This window comes from Bacteroidota bacterium (assembly GCA_041658205.1).
Taxonomy (GTDB): Bacteria; Bacteroidota; Ignavibacteria; order UBA10030; family UBA8401; genus UBA8401.
Map to the genome: position 1 here is coordinate 1,915,745 of JBBAAO010000001.1, position 19,888 is coordinate 1,935,632.

Here is a 19,888-nt window from a genome sequence, read left to right on the forward strand (position 1 = left end):
GAATGCCTTGATTAAAATTCAATCGTGGTGCCAACTTCGATTCTGCGCGGTTCAGAATAATTCGTCGGAATTGTATAATAATCGCGGATGGTATTGATGTACGGCTTCTGACCTGAAATCAATGCATCGCGTTCAAATTTCGTTTCACCTGCGCGACCGGTATCACCAAAGACACCTGTTTCGTTCTTGATATCAAAAATATTATTTACACGCATAAACAACGTAATTCGAAGTGCGTCGATTTCAATATTTTTATACAAGCGGATATCGGTATCAAAGTAGGTCGGTTTAATTTCGGAGTTGGTGAGGAACACTGTAACATCACTGGTAACATCGGGTGTGTATGGGGTGCCGCTACCAAATTGACTGATGAAGCTTCCACCCCAAGTCTCCTCTGAATACGAGAAGATCGCGTTGATCGTATGTCGCTGATCCCAGCCGAGCGGAGTTAACTGAACTTCGGGAAGCTGACCGCCGGCGACCTGGTTTCGTGCCTGATTCGGATCGGAGGCACTTCCTTTGGCTATCTGGAATGTATAATCCACTCCTAACGTCATTCCTTGCGCAAACCGTTTATCCAGCGAGACAATGAAACCTCGGACGAAACCAAAATCACTGTTGACATATTTTGTATACGTGCGGGAAGCAAAACCGCCACCAATCGGAATTTGATCTGCTCGTGAGCCGGTTAGATTTCTGATGTCACGAAGATATGCCGTAACATCGATACTCATATCATCCGTTAATTGCTGCTGAAGTCCAATTTCACCATTGATGGTTTGTTCCGGTTTCAAGTCGGCATTTCCTGTTGGAGATCCACGATGATCGACGTTGCCTGTACCTTCGCCGACTTTAAATGATGGATTGGCGTACAAACGTTCAAAATTCGGAGTTTGGAAAAAATGACCATATGAAAAATGGATAACGCCGCGATCCGTGATCGGAAATGATGCTCCAAAACGTGGACTTACCTTTATTTTTGCCGTTGCTTTTTTATACCAATATTTCTTTCTGTCAGCAACAGTCTTCGTCGGCTCGTTTCCATCCTGAGTTCCATTGCCATTATTATCAAAGAATGTATTTGAAAACTTTGCCGGAGCATAGATATTCGGATCTTCATCATCAGCAAGCACATTTGCATCCGGTTCAAAATAATCAAATCGTACACCGATATTGATAATCAGATCCTTAAATTCCATCTTATCCTGAAGATAACCGGAAAGTTCCACAGGTTTGTGAGTATAGGTATCGCGATAGATCGAAGTATCACTTTCGATATATGTGATGATGTACGGATTCGATAATGTGTTTTTAAATGAATTTTGGATTGCGATAGGGCGAAGTGTCAGATCGTCCATAAACACTTTATGTTGACGTGTTTCAACACCAGCTTTAATGAAGTGTTCATTGGTCACTTGACTGCTCAGATCAAATTTCAAAAGTCCCGTTGTTGTCGCGCGCTGGAACCGATTAAGATCCGAACCTCCCGTACTAAAGGAATATGTGCTTTGCGCCCGCCCTAAATTAGCTAAATCAGGATGAGTATATCGCGAGTCGTAAGGATTTTCATACAAATAGTGCTTATATGTTTTTTCGAAATACGATCCGCCGAGAGTATAGAATGTTGTTCCGCTGAGGGTATGAGTCAATTGGAAGATACCGGTATAACTTCTAGTATAATCTTTACCCTGTCCATCGGGATTATATTGAAAGTCTCTATTGTATCCCTGCGACACAACATTATCATAAATACCGGTGATATTTAATTTTAATTCCGGTAAAATTTTCAATGCTAATTTCGCCTGAAGATATAATTTATCGTTCCAACCCATCGAAACCGTTTTGCCGTCACCTACACCATTAACATAATTTTTTTTGAATACTGTATAAGCAGAATCAAAACGAAGTTTATTGATTGAATCTGCCTGAGCGCCAGTGATTGATCCACCGGCCGAAATCCCGGTAAAATTAGTACTAACAAACATTGAATCGTTGTGGAAGTCTGTTCCAAGAATATAGACTTCATCTTTATCAAAACGCTTCGCAATTGCCGTGCTTGGATTATAACGGCGAATACCATGAAGATATCCACCATAATGAATATTTCTGCCATTTAAAAAGAGTGAAACATCTTTTCCTGCAATTGGACCGCTGAGGCTGGCCTCAATGTTCCTGATATTGAGCGGTTCAAATTTTTGAATACCTTTGAAAATGTCGCTATGACCGCTTAAGAAATCACCGGCATAAGCCGTTACACTTCCCGCATACCTCTCCGCACCTTCGCGCGTAATAATGTTCACGATACCAGACATCGCTTGACCATATTCCGCATTGAATGCTCCGGAAAGGACTTGTAACTCCTGAACCATGCTTGGATTAACATTGACGACAGCACTTCCGTTAAATGCGTCCGTCACCGGAACACCATCAATCCAATATGCAGTTTCACCGGATCGTCCGCCGCGAATACTTCCGGCAACGTTACCTGCCTGTAATCCGATCACTTGACTTATTTCCGTAACAGGAAGTTGTTTAATATCATCACCTCCGACAACGGCTGTTGTGGACGTAAGATCTTTTTGAACCAACGGACGCTCGGCGGTAATAACAACTTCATCGCCGACAACAGTTTCTTCGCGCATCTTAAAATCCTGGCGAGTCGTAAGATCGACATTCACTTGGATATTGGAGTAGTTCATCGGTGAGTACCCGATGGATGATGCTCGAATAACATATGTACCAGGTTGAAGATTCAGGATAAGATAATTTCCTTCGAAATCTGTTACCGCGCCATACGATGTTCCCGTCAAAACAATATTGACACCAGGAAGCGGTTCGCCAGTTTTTGCATCGGTTATTGTACCGACGATTTTTCCGGTTGTTCCAGCAAAAAGAAACGTGCCGAACAAAACGAAGGAGAATGTGAGAGTTAGAAGAGTACCAATTTTTTTCATTCCAGCAACTCCGAAATGATATTATGAAAACGTAGATCGTTTATTGTTGGTGAAACACATATTTCTTATTTGCGCCGCAACTTGCCCGAACAACAAGTGTTGGCTTAAAGTTAACAGATGTTACTGGTGAGTTCGGATTTTCAATTCGTGCGAGCATTTTTTTCACCGCAAGTTCTCCCATTTGAAACATTGGTTGACTCATGGTGGTCAGATCAAAATTCTTTGCTACTTCAACATCGTCAAAACTTACGATGGCAATATCTTCCGGAACACGGATGTTCTGCTCTCGCAACGCCGCTAAAACCCCGATCGCTTGAATATCACTGGAGACAAAAAGTGCGGTCGGGAGTTTTTTGCCACGGGCGATGAATTCTTTCATGCTGTGATATCCCGCTTCTCTGCTGAAACCGTCGTTCTTCACTTCGGAACTGCATACAATATTTTCTTCGCTTCCTGCAATTCCATTTCGCGTTAACGTTTTTTTGAAACTCAACAATCGTTCCTTTGCGGGCGCACTTTTAATATTGGCATTGATCATCCCGATATTTTTATGTCCAAGGGAGATCAAATGCTCCGTAGCAATTTTTGCTCCCGTTGCGTTATCAACGCGGATAGAATCAAACTTAGGGTGAAATGTATCCACTAACACCAATGGTGTTTTGTTCTCAGAAAATTGTGTTGCAAATCGTTCGGGCAATTCTAATGAAAAGAGCAACGTTCCGTCCACTCGCCCTTTACGCATGGAATGCTGTAAATAATCTCCAACCTCTTCTGTGCTATTTGCGCCATGGATGATGAGGTCAAAACCGAGTGTTGCGAGTGTTTCTTGAACGCCTTGAAGAACTTCTATAAAAAAATAGTTGGTAAAAAAAGGAATGATGGCGCCGAGAGTATTGGAGCGCTTACGGGCCAGCGCCTGCGCATATGCGTGTGGTTGATAGTTCAGTTTGCGTGCAATCGTGATAACACGTTCGCGAGTTACTGAAGTAACATTTGCACTATTATTCAGTACTCTTGAAACTGTCCCAATCCCTACATTAGCTTCCCTGGCAATGTCGTATATAGTAACGGACAAAAATATCCTTAAATATGAGTTCTATGGAAGGGCTTTCAAAAGTAGGGTATTAAAACAAAATTGTCAAGTGAATATTATCAAATCATTTTTTGCTTACTGTATTGTTGACTTTTTGGCCAACAATTAAATAATAATGTAACTACTCAGCGTCTATGATTTTATGTCATTAAAAAACAAAAACACAAAATTTCACCAAGCTCTTTGAGGTAATGGTTCAAAAAAAAATTGTGCGCTTTCGTGATTTGGCGGCATGTTTTTGAATTTATATGTGATTCTGCTGAGTAGTTACATAATAATTCAATATACATAATCGAAAAAGAAATACTATTTGATGACCGCAATTTTTCCGGACTTTGTTCCGGCTGAGGATTCAACAACATAAAAGTAAACACCGAAGGCAACATCAAGATTCTCTTTCGTCTTCACATCCCATTTAATCGTTCCATTTTGTATGGAACCATCCTGATAGAGTGTTCGAATGTGTTCTCCGCGCGCGGTGTAAATGGACACCTTCGCATCCTGTGGAACATTCTGGAACTCAATCTTCCGCTCTCCTCGTCCGAACGTCCCGGCTGCCGGCGGTGTCTCTCCCGTGGCCTGAACAACATACGGATTCGGAACAACTCTCAGCGTTGATAACGACGCCGGAATATTTGCCTTGAGCACTTTCGGCTTGCTCGTTGAGAACACAAACGTATCTCCCTTCCGGAACGGCTTCGTCGTACGGATCGTCAGTGAATCACCATTGCCGAATGTGAACACAGAGTCTTTCCCCGGCGGTAGCCAGCCCGCTGCCTTAAACGTAATCACCCAGCTGTAGAATAATGAGTCCTTATCGCTCCGTTCGAAGAAATACAAAAAATCTCCCGAAGAGAGCTGACCGAAAAATTTACCATCTTCCCACAAAACTTCCACACGCTTATTCGTGGTAAGGTTTTTCACCGTGAACGGAATGGCCATTTTCGGAATGAACGGTTCAAACACTCCCGATGTCGAATCGATATTCGTATTCCCAAACGTGAGCACGTAATCTGATGCGAACCGTGTCGGGATTTCATCCTTCCCGTCCACATTAATGTCGAACTGATTGGTCGAGAAATCAAAATCATATGCCCGCAACCCCGTATTGAACTTCGACAACGAGTCAATCTTCCCCACATTCCAAATGTTATTGAACGCAAGCTGGATACCATCAAAGATATCCGTGTCTTCCGTCTCTTTCACATATGGACTTCCGTTCATATACGGACTCTCATGAATCGGATAATACTGATAGCGGATCGTATACTTCCGAAGATTGTTCGTATCCGGCTGAAGATCATACCGCGCCTTTGCACGAATCGCTCCACGGTCATAATTAATAATATACTTGGATGTATCTACAACCGTTCCATCCAAGCGCGAGATCGTAACGCTCCCCTTGGCTATCTGCTGTTTCGGCAATAGAGCAGTGATCGTATCGATCTTTGAAGGAGTAAATGTTGCGGTATAATACGCCGAGTCTTTTACACTGTAGAGTGTGGTCACAGGAGAGATCTTTCCGCTGTCGCGCGTATCATTAAATGAAATCTCATACGTGCTGCCGTTGATCTTCGATTCATCAATCACATTGTAATACATATTCCCGCTCCCAAGCACTGAAGCACTCTTCGGCAATTTCACAAACGATGCCGGAGGTGTATATCCTACAACCTTCTTTCCCGGTACAACGATCGCTACGTTCTGCGAAGTCCCTCGGATTCTTCCTGCCTGATCGATATCAATCTTCCATCCGTTTTCTGACGGGAATATTCCGGTCACTTCGTCGCCGTTATCATACGCTACAATAACATAGTAATACGTTTTGCCGTTGATCACGTCGCTGTCTGTTGTATCATGCACCAGGCCGGTGTTCGATCCGAGTTTATAGGTAAAGCCGGCCGCATCATCGAAGATCGCTTCCGGCGCTCGGTAGAATCCGCTGATCGTATCTTTCAAATCAAACTGGAATGCCGGATCATATCCTTTTCTGTTTCCTTCCGCATCCGTCACACTGAACGCGTCGTTGAACTCAAAATCAGTTGCTTTATAGATCTTGTATCCTTGAAAATCTTTTATCCTCAAGACCGGATCAATTGCGTTCTCCGCTCTTCGATCCCAATACAGTTTTACATTCCCGTCACCCGCCACCGCCGTCAATGTCGGCACCGGTTCCGGTGCGATTGGGAATTGGTAGTTCGCGTCATAGATCTTTTGAACCGTCTGTTTATGCTTCAGTAGATCCTTTATATCATCTTCTCGTGAACCGCCGATGCCACCACCATATACTAAAGCAAGTGAAAAGCGTTCTGTCCGTTTGGCAATGAGTGGGAAAAATCCTGAAGCATAAATGAAATCACCATCCTGGCCGTATTCCGGTTTATTGTTGACGATAGATTTTGGCACGGAGAAGAATCCGGGCTGCATATTACCCCACATCAGTTCATCGTCACCAAGCGGAACATTATTTGCAGGAGTGAAGTAGAAAAAACCTGTCAGACCAATTTGATCAGATTCATCCACGTCAGTTTTATCCATATTCGGTTCACCGGGCAAACCGGTATCAAATCCGCTGGCCATATAGCCCGATGTCGGCAATCCGTCTGATTCTCCGGCATCTTTAGAATTTGCAACACCATCCAAACCAACATCATCAAAATTGATATTCCAATCTTTATCATTATCCTGAAAATCATCTCGTCGTTCATCGATCATGGAGAATGGTCCGCCGTTGAAAACAGGATTGTATGCAATGTGGCGGAGAGGACGCAGAATATCGATCAACGTCTTTGGCGGCGTATCGTCGGAAAGCTTTACCTGACGATAATGAAGATAGACATTCTCATCAATCACACCGTCAAGATCATTATCAATACCGTCATACGCGTTAGGGTTAATCACCGGCAGATTGGAGACTGTTATAACATTCCCTTCGGCAAGTCTTGTTACTCCGGGAGTTACCGATACCGTTCCACCACGCGTCGTGTAGGTAATTGGCGTTGATCCGACCGTCACAACCTGTCGGCTGAAGTCATTGGCAATGAGTACTACTTTATCGCCGGTATTAATCAGTGTCGAATCAAAATCAGTTGCGACATATAACGCTGTCGGTGATCCGATCACTTTCTTATCCACATCGCCGTCGTTATCAATACCATCAAAAGGATTGCCCGGGCTTTCTAAAAATGCATATCCAACCATTCCAACACTTCCCTGCCAGAATGGATTGCGCGAACAGTTTCTGTCAAAATCTCCCGTGTAATTAATATTTTCATTGACATCATAAAATGACCAGTCATCGTCATACTCATTAAAATTTTGACTTCCCGTCACACCGACCAAAGTACCGACAAGCATACCAAATGTTGCGCGGTCATAATTTGTGGTACTGGTGTTGGTGATTTCATACAGCCAAAAAATATTATCTTGCGCCAGGAATTGACTCCACTGTAACCCGCGAACTTTTACCGTGAGTCCAAGTCCGTTCCGCAAAAGATTGGTTGAGTCTGGTTTAAATGCATTACCATCTGGATTATTATTGGCGAAATTAAATCGTACATCGTTGTTATCATCCATCACTACATAACTCTCTTGATTGGCGCTTGCACGCTTTCCAAAATATCCGTTCCACGATCCCTGCCATCCCGGATCGAGCGCGTCGTTCAATTTATCGGGCCAAGAAGTCGGCCATGTCGACTGGTCGTCGCTCATGGCAATGCTTTGTCCTGCTGGATTAAAATATCCATCCACCGGCATAAATGACCATGGTTTACCACCGCCTGATTTATCATCGGTATCATATGAAGAAGCGGGCCTGGCATTCGGAGTTGTTACCACAGAATGAAACGTTTTTCCATTAAATTTTACTTCAGCACCAGCAAGAAGCGATACATCACCAAAATATCCGTTTGATGAATACATCCAGGCACCGCGAGGTCTCGTATCAGATGGTTTTCCGATTACTCCCCAGTTGCTAAAAACTGTTTTTACTCTATTAGCATTATGGACGGCAGACCGGTAATATTGAGATCCTGATTGTGCAAAACTTCTGTCCGACACAATCATGAGCGCGAAAATAAGAATGAGAGAAAATATTTTTTTCATAGAGAATGCCTTGATTACAATTCGATCGTTTTTTCAACACCAGTTGGTATTCGGTCGCACAGAAGCAATTTCAAAAAAATCTTATTGTCGCTTTTACTGATATTCGTACAGCTTCAATTCTTTGGTAGTGACTAATTGCGAGCTTTATGTCTTGTTACAATTTGACAGTACAGTGTAATGTTACAGAAAAATTAAATTCTATCTAAAGTATATTGTGGAAGGGCTTCCAGAAAGTAGAGGAATAAAGCAAAATTGTCAAGTGAGTATTTTAAAAATCATTTTTTCGTTACTGTGTCAACGATCTTTTCCGTTGCCGCCTGCAATACTTCTCGTGTCTCCTCATCCTGAACAAACGCAACAATCGCTAAATGTTTTGGATCAATCTTTGTCTTCTTTTCTTTTAAGGAAACTCCTAATTTCAAAAATCGTTCGTTCGTTTGGGTGTAATATTTTTCCAACTCAGCAATGACTGTATTGAGATTCAGGGTTTGATTCACTGTCAACATTCCTTCTTTTGGAAAAACAAATCCATCGATTTCGGGATTTGTTTTTTTTGATGAAGATTTTTTCGCAATGTTCTTACGTATGGGTGTTTGATAGAGCATTGTTCTCACGACAAATTTATGCTGATCAATACCATTGGCACCTTTATAGAAGACTTCATCTTCCACTAGCGCAATATGTAATCGAAGCGAGCCGGACGTTGATGCTGCGAGTGCTTTTGCTTTAATACTGACAACATTATTTTTCATACTTGCCGAAAGTGAGATTGCAGCGGATGTAGGTTTCTTCAGTTGTTGTTCTATGATATCCGAATACAAATAGAATTTGTTTTTCGCCAACAATCTCCCTCCACCTGAAGTGATCACTGTTGTTCCGCCAAAAATCGCTGTCGGTGTGCTGTTGACGCCGTAATATTCCCCTCTTTTTTCGCCATCGTTATTGACCAGTGGATCTGGCTGCGGAATATGAAGATGATATTCTAAAATCGCGATCGACGATGATTTGAATCGTTCGATTAAATAATCAAATGCAACGTCGGCTGCCTGACATGGCCGGCACTCCGAACCGGTGAATAATTCCGCCAGTACAATCCTATCATATTCATTCTTCTTCAATTCTTGTTTCATACGTTGAAACTCTTCCGGTGTAAACTGTAGAGCTGCCGCTTGTCGAGCGACGATAATCGAATCCAAACTGATTGTAGGAAAAAGCTCATTCTTTAATTCAATCAATTTGTCATACAGCGACGTTGAACGCGTTCCCATCGCACCGGAGAGATATGCATCAAATGCTTCCCGTTTTTTACCGAGTTTTTCTTTTACTTCACCTAACGTTTTAAAGATCTCCGTTTCATTGGGTGAGGCATATTTCGCTGCTTCGGTCAAATATTTTTCTGCATCCGGATATCGTTTCAAATTGAATTGCGTCAATCCAAGAGCAGCGGAAGCACCGGAACGTTCTTCAATCGTTCTCTGACGTGATTCAGCATACGCTTCCAATCCATATTGTAGCGCCACATCCGGAAAAACATTGTTCCGTGATAAACTGACGGCAAGGTTACTTTTTGCCATGACACTGTCTGCTGAGTACATCACAAATTCAGAAATTGCTGTATGATATAAACTATCCCGAAGAACTGAGATAGGACTGGAGGAGAAATGTTTTGTGGAAAGCAACGAATCAATCTTTTCCACCGGCAGACTTTGTTTCGGAAGGACAAGATTTCCCAAAATAATCTTTTGCATTCCTTCTCTATACCGACCTGTTTCAAATTGAATGAATCCCAACTGCACATAGAGCGAAACATAACGTGCATCCACTTTTGCATTTGCCGGGAGCATGGAAACAGCTCTTTCTTGCACAAACATTGCTTCATCAAATTTCTTCAGACGGAAAAGGACCAATGCTTTTGTATTGAGTAAAACCGGTTCTTCTTTACTATGGAGAGCAATGGCGGAATCGATCAACACTGCCGCAGAATCGACATAAAACATCCGTTGGGCGAACTCCATAGCGACGGCATTCATCGCTGGTACCAGCTGCGATTGATCCAGCAGTGAAAGATATTTCTTCACTGAAAAATATGCACCGCTATCATTCTTTAAATTGGAATAGACTTGAAACTTTACGGCATAGGCATTTGGAATTAAATTGCTGGAGGGATTCTCTTTGACAAATTTTTGCAGTGCTTCAAGTTTGGCGGAGTCTGTCGGTGCGGATAACGCTCGCTGAAAAGCAATTTGATCTCCCGAAGTTTGGCCCAACAGAACCATTGAATAAACGATAAAAAGTATAGCACATTGCTTTATCATACATATTCCCTATTAATTTTTGATTCGTTTTGAATTCATGAATAAACGCATTGATACTCCGCTGATTCCACAGATCACTGCTCCGCTCACAATCGCAGAACGGACGCCAATTTCATTGGCAACCCATCCCATTCCAAGATGTCCGAACGGAGCCAATCCTTGAAAGATAATTAAATAGAGCCCCATCACCCTCCCCCGCATGGCATCCGGAGCCCGGCGCTGGATTGATGCATTAGCGGTCGAGATAAACATAATCAGTCCCATACCAACAAACACTAAACTGTATAATGATACAGCAACATTCGTTGACAAAGCAAATATTGAAACACCAATCACAAACAATGCAATGCCGGAATAAATGAAACTGCTCGGACGGACTTTACTTTCCGCGCTCGCCACAATAATTGCACTGATGAAGGCGCCGATTCCGAACGACATCATAAGATTACCAAGTCCAACAGCACCGATATTCAGTACTGTATCAGCAAAAATAGGAAGCAACACAGTGTACGACCACCCAAACATTGTTATGATAGCGACAAGAAACAATACAGCCATCATGGAAATATCCGAACGGATATAATTAATACTCTCACGCAATCCTGCTATGAAACTTTGTTTGCCCTTCATAACAGTTGGTTTGATCTCAACCTTCATCTTTAATAATACAACGATTACCGAAAAAAAAGAGATTGCATTCAGAAAAAAACACCAAGCAACACCGACAGCGCCGATAATCACACCTCCGATTGCTGGGCCAACGATTCTTGCCGCATTGAATGATGCGGAATTTAATGCAATAGCATTGGCAAGATTCTCTTTCCCAACGAGATCAACCAAAAAAGATTGACGGGCAGGAACATCGAACGCATTGATTGTCCCTAATGTAAAAGCGAGCAGACAGACCATTTCAACAGTCGCACTATTTAAGAAAACAAGAGTGGCGAGAATGACCGCCTGACCCAATGAAAGAGTTTGCGTTATGAGAATGATTTTATGTTTTGAGAAACGATCTGCAATAGATCCGCCATACATAGCAAACAACAGCATTGGAATCGTATTCAAAAACCCGACAATACCGAGCCAGACAGAGGAATAAGTTAATTGATAGACAAGCCATGCTTGTGCCATCGATTGCATCCATGTACCAACGAGCGAAAGAATTTGCCCTGTAAAAAATAATCTATACGTCGGCTGACGAAGCGAACGGAATGTGCGGATTGACAAGAAACGATGGAGATAGTTATTCATTTCGATAGAATTTAAAGCGAAGATTTACTAACGCGTATGTTACACCCCCCATTGTATCAGCAACAACATCATAAATATCCGACGAACGACCGGGCGTGAACATCTGGTGATACTCATCTGACAATCCGTACAGAAAAACAAAAAAAACCGCGAGATATAATGAATTTTTTTTGACACCAGCGAATCCTTGATGGTACAACGCAACATGCATCAGCCAACAAAAGATAGAAAAGACTCCGGCATGGACCAATTTATCAGAAAAGCCGGGAAGCATCGTGATATTTTGCGACGAAATTGATGATGCAACATATATAAAGAAGCCCCATGCCACTACCGGCAACTGAAACTGAATAAATGAAACTATTTTTTCGTTTGAATTCATATTGTCATAACCTTGTGAATTGCTGTCGGTACGAAATGCATAATATCCCGTGCCAACATACCATACATTCCAATTTTTTGTTTTGCCATATCTCCCGCTGCTCCGTGAATCCACACACCATTTACCGCAGCATTGGATGCTGAATTTCCCTGACCGATAAAGGAGGCGATAATTCCCGCTAGAACATCGCCGCTCCCTGCTGTGGACATTCCGGGATTTCCGGTATCGTTCACCATAATTTTTCCTTTGGGGTCTGCAACGATTGTTGGAGCACCTTTCAACACCAGCGTAAGACCATATTTCTTTGCAAAGTTAGACGCAAGAGAGAACCTGTTTGATTCAACTTCTGCTGAAGAAATTCCAATCAATCTTGAAAATTCGCCATAATGAGGCGTTAAGACAATATGCTTACTCTTTCTTTTCTTGAGTAAATCCAAATTGCCAATTAATGCATGAAGAGCATCCGCATCAATCACCATTGATTTTGGACATGATCGTATGATGTTCCGTATCAGTTCCTGTGTCTCATCTTGACGGGACATTCCGCATCCAAGAAGAACAACGGTTGCCCAGCCGATCCGCTTCCCAATCTCTTCGTTTGCAAAAGATGAAAGGCTTCCTGTCACCGTACTGGACAGTCCGAGCGGCATTACTTCAAGAGTCCTTTTCGCAATCATTGCGTACTCTGAATCAGGAACTCCTAGAATCACCTGTCCGGTTCCGCTTCGCATAGCAGATTCACTGCACAATAATGCCGCTCCCATCATACTCCGCGATCCGGCAAGAGCGAATATCTTACCAACGGAATGTTTGTGGCTGTTGATTGCTCTCTTGGGAAATGTCTTTCGCACATCACCAATTTCGGTGAGGACTACATTGTCTGAATAATGTATGCCACCTTCACTCTTGAGATTGCTTCGTTCCGATTGCTTCGGAACTCGCAATGACTGCATTTTGGAAATTGCTTTTTTTGGTATTCCAATTTCAGATACAACCACGTCACCAGTAAATTCTTTTGCCCGTTGGCGATAAAATCCGATTTTTGGATTGGACATTGTCACTGTCACGTCAGCACAAAATGCATCGGTAAGAACTTCTCCGGTCTCTCCATTCAGGCCCGTCGGAATATCGACGGCAATTTTCAGCGCTGATTGTTTATTGCTCCACGTCGCTGCTTTAAGATACTTGCCCGTTAGCTCTCCCCGAAATGAAGTCCCAAGCATCGCATCGACAATAACAGAAATGTTTTTGTTCTTTTGCTTTTGAAATGTTTCAAAATTATAAATACTCAATGTTGCATCATCGTAATTTTGTAATTTATCAAATTGTTTTCGTGCGTCTCCACTCAAATTCTTCTGATGGTCCATTAATACGACTATTACCGAGAACTGTTTTTCGATCAACAATCGAGCAACCGCAAACCCATCTCCACCGTTATTCCCTTTCCCACACAGAATAAGAATAGTATTCGTCCTCAATGAGCCGTGATTTTTTTTTGATGAACGTTTCGACGATGTTAATCTTCTTTGTAACTCGTCGACGACGGCTTTCCCGGCATTCTCCATCAGACGGAGCGATGGAATATGTAATCTCTTGATCGCATATTCGTCAACGCGTTTCATCTGTTGTGGGGCTAGGATTTGTCTCATAGATAAAAATAAAAAAACCGTCCTACCTCGAAAAGAAGCGGACGGCTTTCATAAACACATGATTCCTTAAAAAATAGATTTCATCAGATCAAAAATCAGTGCCGGGAAAATACCAAAGAGCAGAATTCCGATTCCGCATATAATGACCGTTGCAAATGTCAATTTCGGCAATACAATTTCTTCTGTGTTTGTCGCTTCTCTAAAATACATATAGACTACTATTCGTAAATAATAGTATGTGGAGAACAAACTGGTTATAACACCGAGAATAGCAAGCCATGTTAGATTGGATTGTACCGCGCTTGCAAAGAGATAATATTTTCCGACAAATCCAGCAAACGGCGGTAAACCGGTTAATGAAAACATGAACATTGCCAGTAACACAGCGAGTCCCGGTTTTCGCTTTCCAAGTCCTGCATAATCCTCATAATTCAAATTGCCGCCGTTTTCCTTTTCGAGCATCGCAATAATTCCAAATGCTCCAAGGTTGGTGAGTGCATACGCCACAAGATAAAATGCAATACCTTGTTGTCCGAGCGACGAAGCAGATGCGATACCGATAATCATATACCCAGCGTGAGCAATACTGGAATACGCGAGCATCCGTTTCAAATTCGTTTGCGAAAGTCCAAACCAATTGCCTAGCAACATTGATGCAGCTGCCAACACTGCCAGCACCATGATTAATCGTTCATCTTTCATCGACATTGGCACAGAAAAAGCAATCACAAACACTGAAAACGCAGCCGCTTTCCCTCCGGTAGACATGAACGCTGTCACTGGCGTCGGCGCACCTTCGTACACATCCGGCACCCACATATGAAAAGGAACTGCTCCTACTTTAAATCCAAATCCGATCAAGACCAATCCCCATCCGATGATATGAAGCGGATCGCCGAATGCTTGAGGATACATTGTGACGATACGAAGCAGATTAGTTGTTCCAGTCGTTCCATAGATTAACGCAATTCCATACAATAAAAAACCGGTAGCAAACGCGCCGAGCAGAAAATACTTTAGTGCTGATTCGTTGGAAGAAAGTTTTGTACGGAAATAGCCAGCCAAAACATAAAACGAAACCGACATTACTTCGATGCCGAGGAATGCAGTGATCAAATCTGCCGATGAACCAAGCATCACCATTCCGATTGTTGCAAGAAGAATCAATATATAATATTCACCATAGTTATATTGTTCGCGCTCCAGATATGGTTTTGCGATGAACATGGAAAACAATGCAATGATCAAGAAGAGGATACTAAAGAAACCGGCATATCCGCCGACAAGAAGCATGTCAGAGAAGGCCGTTGCATTCATTGGGAATGTATATACAGCACAAGCGATTGAGGCAAAAATACCGACTACGCTGATGTAAAAAACCGTTTTGGCTGAATCTTTCATCAACGCATTGGCCAGCAAAGCGATCAATGAAAATGCTGAAAGCGCCAGGATGGGTGATGAACCAATAAGGTCAGAAGGTGAAAAGAAATCCATAATAATTTTTTGTTAATTCAAATTGTAAAAACAGCCTATTTCACAGTGATGCCGGTAGGCGTCACATTCCCGCTCTTTGCATTCTGCATCTGAGTCACCACGTGCTTTGTGTAAGCGGCAGATGGTTTTAAAAATGTTGAAGGATACACACCGATCCAGACGATAAACAGTAATACTGGAATAAGGATTGCAATCTCTCGTTTTGTTAAATCCAGCAGCGATTTATTTTCATCATGCGTGATTTTTCCGAAGAACACTCGCTGACACATCCACAACATATAGACCGCAGAGAAAATTACACCAGTGGCAGCAATCGCAGCATACACATATGAACCAAGGAACATGGAATTAAACGAGCCAAGTAGGATTAAGAATTCACCCACGAAACCATTCAGTCCGGGAAGACCGATCGAAGAAAAAGTTACGATCATAAATATTGTTGAGAAGACCGGCATCACTTTCGCCAATCCACCAAATTGCGAGATCTCCCGTGTATGTCTGCGATCATAGATCATACCGACTAAAAGGAATAACGCTCCGGTGGAAAGTCCATGGTTGATCATTTGAATGACCGCCCCTTGCATTCCCTCTTCCGTCATTGAAAAAATTCCAAGAACGACAAATCCTAAGTGACTAACGGACGAATATGCGACTAATTTTTTCACATCAGTCTGTACCATCGCCACAAGTGCGCCGTACACAATTCCAATCACAGATAATGTTGCAAGCAATGGTGTGAATTGAAAGGAGGCCTGCGGAAACAACAGAAGACAAAATCGGATCAAACCATACGTTCCCATTTTTAGCAGAACACCAGCAAGGATAACCGAACCTGCTGTCGGAGCTTGAACGTGCGCATCCGGAAGCCAAGTGTGAAGCGGAAACAACGGAACTTTAATTGCAAAAGAAAGGGCAAACGCAAGAAACATCCAGACTTGAGTCCCCATCGGAATTCCCGGAGCGATTGCATATAACTTTTGAAGGTTCGTCGTAAAATATCCGCCGGGAAGTGTTGAAGCATAATATCCAAGCCAAAGAATTGCGATCAACATCAACAGTGAACCGGCCATGGTATAAATGAAGAACTTCACGGCAGCATAAATTCTGTCTTTCCCGCCCCAAATACCAATGATGAAGTACATTGGAATAAGCATTGCTTCCCAAAACACGTAGAACAAAAAGAGGTCATACGCTAAAAAGACTCCAAGCATTCCGACTTCCAACAGAAGCATGAACGAGACATATTCTTTCAGTCGATCCGTGATCGATTCCCAAGAAGCAATCAGTGCAATCGGTGTAAGAAACGTTGTAAGAACAATCAGAAGAATTGACAATCCATCAACACCAACAAAATAGGAAATATCCAATCCGGCGATCCAGGGATATTGTTCAACAAACTGCATTTGCGTGTTGGCTGCGTCGAATCCAAAATAGACGACCAGGGAAAGCGCAAAGGTAATCAGTGATGTGCCAATACCGATATATTTAATCAAACTCTGTTTCTCTTTATTGATAAAGAGGAGCAGAAGAATTCCGATCAGTGGCGAGAAGAGAATATATGTAAGAATGTTTTGCATTTAAAAATCAGATGTTAGATTTATCGATGATAGATTGGTTAACATTAGGAAACCGATGCCAAACAATCTACGAATCCGTTTTACCAAGCAATTAAATAACCAATCACAAACAAAATCCCAGCCACAAAAACGATGGCGTAACTTTGAACAACTCCGGTTTGAATTCGACGAAAAATATTTGATGTCGCTTCCACAAGCTTTGCCGAATAATTAAGCGCATTGTCAATAATCTTTACGTCAACAATTTTCCATAAAAACTTATCGGAAATCTTTTTCATTGGAGTGACGACAACTGCGTCATATGCTTCATCAACAAAATATTTGTTCCAGAGCAGTTTGTGGAATCCCGAGAATTTTTTTGCAACACTTTCTGCAATCTCCGTCTTTTCCGTAAAGATTTTCCATCCTGCATACATTCCGAGTAATCCTAACGCCACGGAAGCTGCCATTAATCCAAGTTCAAGTGCTGCTGAATCATGTACCGGAAGAATCATTTTTTCATTTGCACCGGCAAACACCGGTTCCAAAAATTCTTCAAAATAATTATGTCCCCCCAACACATGCGGAATGCCGACGTAACCGCCAATGACGGAAAACAACGCCAATACAAGCAACGGAATAAGCATTGTCTTCGGTGCTTCGTGCGGATGAATATGATGATGATCGAAACGCTCTTTCCCTAAAAATGTTAACGACACTAAACGAAACATATAGAATGCCGTTACACCGGCAGCAAGAGCTGCGATAACCCACATCCATGGTGCACCGTCAGCAAACGCTTTCCATAAGATTTCATCTTTCGAAAAGAATCCGGAAAGAAGCGGCAGACCCGATATTGCAAACGATCCTATGACAAATGTCCAGAATGTTCCGGGCATATATTTTTGAAGTCCACCCATCTTTTGAATGTCCTGCTCATCGTGCATTGCATGAATCACAGCGCCGGATCCCAAAAAGAGAAGCGCTTTGAAAAATGCGTGTGTCATCACATGGAACAGACCAGCAGAAAATGCTCCTACTCCAACGCCAAGAAACATATATCCCAATTGACTGACAGTGGAATACGCCAAAACTTTTTTAATATCATTTTGTACCAGCCCGATTGTTCCGGCAAAGAACGCCGTTAATAATCCGATGATCGCAACAATTTCCATCGTCGATGGTGCAAGTGCATAAAGGATTGAACTTCGAGCCACCATATAAATACCGGCGGTGACCATTGTTGCGGCATGGATCAGTGCAGAAACAGGTGTTGGACCCGCCATTGCATCGGGGAGCCAAACATAAAGAGGAATCTGTGCAGATTTTCCTGTTGCGCCAACAAACATCAGCAAAGTTATCCAGAACATCAGTTTATCACCAACGGAGAATCCGGCAGCTTGCGCAAATACTGATTCGTAGGTTAACGATCCAAAGGTGTTGAAAATAAGAAACATCGCAAGCAGAAATCCGAAATCGCCGATGCGATTGACGATGAATGCTTTTTTTGCAGCATCACCTGTCGTACCCTTTTCGAAATTCCTGTCATACCAAAATCCAATCAACAAATACGAACACAACCCCACCCCTTCCCATCCGAGGAACATCAATAGATAGTTGTCGGCAAGGACTAACATGAGCATCATAAAAATGAACAGATTCAGATAGGTGAAGAATCTCCAGAATCCCGCATCGCCATGCATATACCCGATAGAATAGAGATGAATCAAGCTTCCGACGCCCGTAACAATGAGTGTCATTAATATGGAAAGCTGATCAACTTGAAATGCAACATTGACAGAGAATGTTCCCGCAGTGATCCATTCAAATACGGTAACAATATGCTTACGTTCTTCTGCCGCTGAACCAAGCATTTCAAAAAAAATCAAGAGTGCAATAACAAACGAGGATGCAACCGCCAGCGTACCAATACTTCCGACAATTGTTTCGTTCTTCATTTTGCGTCCGAAAAATCCATTGATAAGAAAACCAAAAAGCGGAAAAAGGACGATAAGAGGGGCGAGAGAATACATAAAAAAATTACAAAATTATCAAAATGACAAAATTACAAGATTGATTAATTACCATTTCAGAATATTCAATTCATCCACATTAACAGTCTGTTTGTTACGGAACAATGATATAATAATTGCAAGGCCAACGGCAGCTTCTGCAGCGGCAACAACCATCACAAAAAAGACAAGCATTTGTCCGGTGGCATCTCCAAGAAATTGCGCAAATGCGATCAAGGAAAGATTTACGGCATTCAACATCAATTCAATGCACATAAAAATAACTATGGCATTACGGCGAACAACAACTCCAAGAACTCCGCAGGAGAATAAAAATGCTGAAAGTAACAGATAATGATTTAATGGGATCATATGATTACTCTACTGTTGTCATTGCGAACGACGGCGAAGCCGGAGTGAAGCAATCTTTCGTTTCATCAGGAGATTGCTTCGTCGCTCCCGCCTGAACGCCCTCCAAAAAGATGGCGGGCAGGTCGCTCCTCGCAATGACACTTTATTATTGGACTAATTTTCTTTTCGCCAACAGCACAGCCCCAATAATTGCGGCCAACAGCAAAAACGATGTTATTTCAAACGGGAATAAAAATTTCGTAAATAACACTTTTCCGATATACTCCACGGTTCCCATCTCTACTGATGCAGGGGATAATTGTGTATATACAGACGGACTGCTGAATCCAAATATATAAAGCAACTCTATTAATAAACCGGCAGAAAATGCTATTCCGAAATACATCCGCAATCCTAAATGCTCTACCAACTTCTTGTCATCACCAAGATTCAATAACATGATCACGAAAAGAAATAACACCATGATTGCACCTGCATACACAAGAATATGCACCAAGGCTATAAATTGTGCGTTGAGTGTAAGATATAAACCACCAAGGCAGAAAAAATTAAGGATAAGATAGAGGGCGCTATTGACCGGATTTCGCTGAAGAAGCATCATTACTGCGGAAAAGACCGTAATACCTGCGAGAAAATAAAACACACCTTGTTCAAAAGTCATCGGGAAAACAGAGTTGATGAATGTAAAAGTTGAAAATTGACGGAT

The 19,888-nt window shown here is 42.3% G+C and carries 12 protein-coding genes; all 12 read right to left on the reverse strand.

Annotated features, from left to right (window positions below):
• Positions 1–11 precede the first annotated feature (11 nt).
• The 12 genes from WDA22_07925 to WDA22_07980 all read right to left on the reverse strand — a co-directional run bounded on the left by WDA22_07925 (position 12) and on the right by WDA22_07980 (position 19,843).
• Positions 12–2,954, reverse strand: a complete 2,943-nt coding sequence (locus WDA22_07925; protein ID MFA5833388.1) for a TonB-dependent receptor — start codon at positions 2,952–2,954, stop codon at positions 12–14.
• Positions 2,955–2,994: 40 nt separating this feature from the next.
• On the reverse strand, positions 2,995–4,029 hold the full coding sequence (locus WDA22_07930; GenBank protein MFA5833389.1) for a LacI family DNA-binding transcriptional regulator: 1,035 nt from the start codon (positions 4,027–4,029) through the stop codon (positions 2,995–2,997).
• Between the two features lie 324 nt (positions 4,030–4,353).
• The gene (locus WDA22_07935) at positions 4,354–8,151 is read right to left on the reverse strand and encodes a hypothetical protein (protein ID MFA5833390.1); all 3,798 of its coding nucleotides are present in this window, start codon (positions 8,149–8,151) and stop codon (positions 4,354–4,356) included.
• Positions 8,152–8,426: 275 nt separating this feature from the next.
• Positions 8,427–10,466: a hypothetical protein gene (locus WDA22_07940; protein ID MFA5833391.1), complete on the reverse strand. Its 2,040-nt coding sequence runs from the start codon at positions 10,464–10,466 to the stop codon at positions 8,427–8,429.
• Positions 10,467–10,478: 12 nt separating this feature from the next.
• Positions 10,479–11,717: an MFS transporter gene (locus WDA22_07945; GenBank protein MFA5833392.1), complete on the reverse strand. Its 1,239-nt coding sequence runs from the start codon at positions 11,715–11,717 to the stop codon at positions 10,479–10,481.
• Positions 11,710–12,099, reverse strand: coding sequence for a VanZ family protein (locus tag WDA22_07950; protein MFA5833393.1), 390 nt, complete (start codon positions 12,097–12,099; stop codon positions 11,710–11,712). Before WDA22_07950 ends, WDA22_07945 begins: the two co-directional genes overlap by 8 nt.
• Positions 12,096–13,748 (reverse strand): NAD(P)H-hydrate dehydratase, encoded by a 1,653-nt coding sequence (locus WDA22_07955; protein ID MFA5833394.1) that lies wholly within the window; start codon positions 13,746–13,748, stop codon positions 12,096–12,098. Before WDA22_07955 ends, WDA22_07950 begins: the two co-directional genes overlap by 4 nt.
• Before the next feature lie 66 nt (positions 13,749–13,814).
• Positions 13,815–15,242 (reverse strand): NADH-quinone oxidoreductase subunit N, encoded by a 1,428-nt coding sequence (locus tag WDA22_07960; GenBank protein MFA5833395.1) that lies wholly within the window; start codon positions 15,240–15,242, stop codon positions 13,815–13,817.
• Between the two features lie 35 nt (positions 15,243–15,277).
• Positions 15,278–16,819 carry an NADH-quinone oxidoreductase subunit M gene (locus WDA22_07965; GenBank protein MFA5833396.1) on the reverse strand — a complete coding sequence of 514 codons (1,542 nt, stop codon included), beginning with the start codon at positions 16,817–16,819 and terminating at the stop codon, positions 15,278–15,280.
• Positions 16,820–16,899: 80 nt separating this feature from the next.
• Positions 16,900–18,831 (reverse strand): NADH-quinone oxidoreductase subunit L, encoded by a 1,932-nt coding sequence (gene nuoL / locus WDA22_07970; protein ID MFA5833397.1) that lies wholly within the window; start codon positions 18,829–18,831, stop codon positions 16,900–16,902.
• A gap of 48 nt (positions 18,832–18,879) precedes the next feature.
• Entirely contained in the window at positions 18,880–19,182 is a 303-nt protein-coding gene (gene nuoK, locus WDA22_07975) for an NADH-quinone oxidoreductase subunit NuoK (protein MFA5833398.1), read from the reverse strand.
• A gap of 145 nt (positions 19,183–19,327) precedes the next feature.
• Positions 19,328–19,843: an NADH-quinone oxidoreductase subunit J gene (locus WDA22_07980; protein ID MFA5833399.1), complete on the reverse strand. Its 516-nt coding sequence runs from the start codon at positions 19,841–19,843 to the stop codon at positions 19,328–19,330.
• Positions 19,844–19,888 lie beyond the last annotated feature (45 nt).

What these genes read in the sequence shown, in the direction of transcription:
- nuoL (MFA5833397.1), bottom strand. Translation starts at nt 18,831, where the DNA reads ATGTATTCTCTCGCCCCTCTTATCGTCCTTTTTCCGCTTTTTGGTTTT.
- nuoK (MFA5833398.1), bottom strand. Translation starts at nt 19,182, where the DNA reads ATGATCCCATTAAATCATTATCTGTTACTTTCAGCATTTTTATTCTCC.
- WDA22_07925 (MFA5833388.1), bottom strand. Translation starts at nt 2,954, where the DNA reads ATGAAAAAAATTGGTACTCTTCTAACTCTCACATTCTCCTTCGTTTTG.
- WDA22_07935 (MFA5833390.1), bottom strand. Translation starts at nt 8,151, where the DNA reads ATGAAAAAAATATTTTCTCTCATTCTTATTTTCGCGCTCATGATTGTG.
- WDA22_07960 (MFA5833395.1), bottom strand. Translation starts at nt 15,242, where the DNA reads ATGGATTTCTTTTCACCTTCTGACCTTATTGGTTCATCACCCATCCTG.
- WDA22_07955 (MFA5833394.1), bottom strand. Translation starts at nt 13,748, where the DNA reads ATGAGACAAATCCTAGCCCCACAACAGATGAAACGCGTTGACGAATAT.
- WDA22_07950 (MFA5833393.1), bottom strand. Translation starts at nt 12,099, where the DNA reads ATGAATTCAAACGAAAAAATAGTTTCATTTATTCAGTTTCAGTTGCCG.
- WDA22_07980 (MFA5833399.1), bottom strand. Translation starts at nt 19,843, where the DNA reads ATGACTTTTGAACAAGGTGTGTTTTATTTTCTCGCAGGTATTACGGTC.
- WDA22_07965 (MFA5833396.1), bottom strand. Translation starts at nt 16,819, where the DNA reads ATGCAAAACATTCTTACATATATTCTCTTCTCGCCACTGATCGGAATT.
- WDA22_07940 (MFA5833391.1), bottom strand. Translation starts at nt 10,466, where the DNA reads ATGATAAAGCAATGTGCTATACTTTTTATCGTTTATTCAATGGTTCTG.
- WDA22_07945 (MFA5833392.1), bottom strand. Translation starts at nt 11,717, where the DNA reads ATGAATAACTATCTCCATCGTTTCTTGTCAATCCGCACATTCCGTTCG.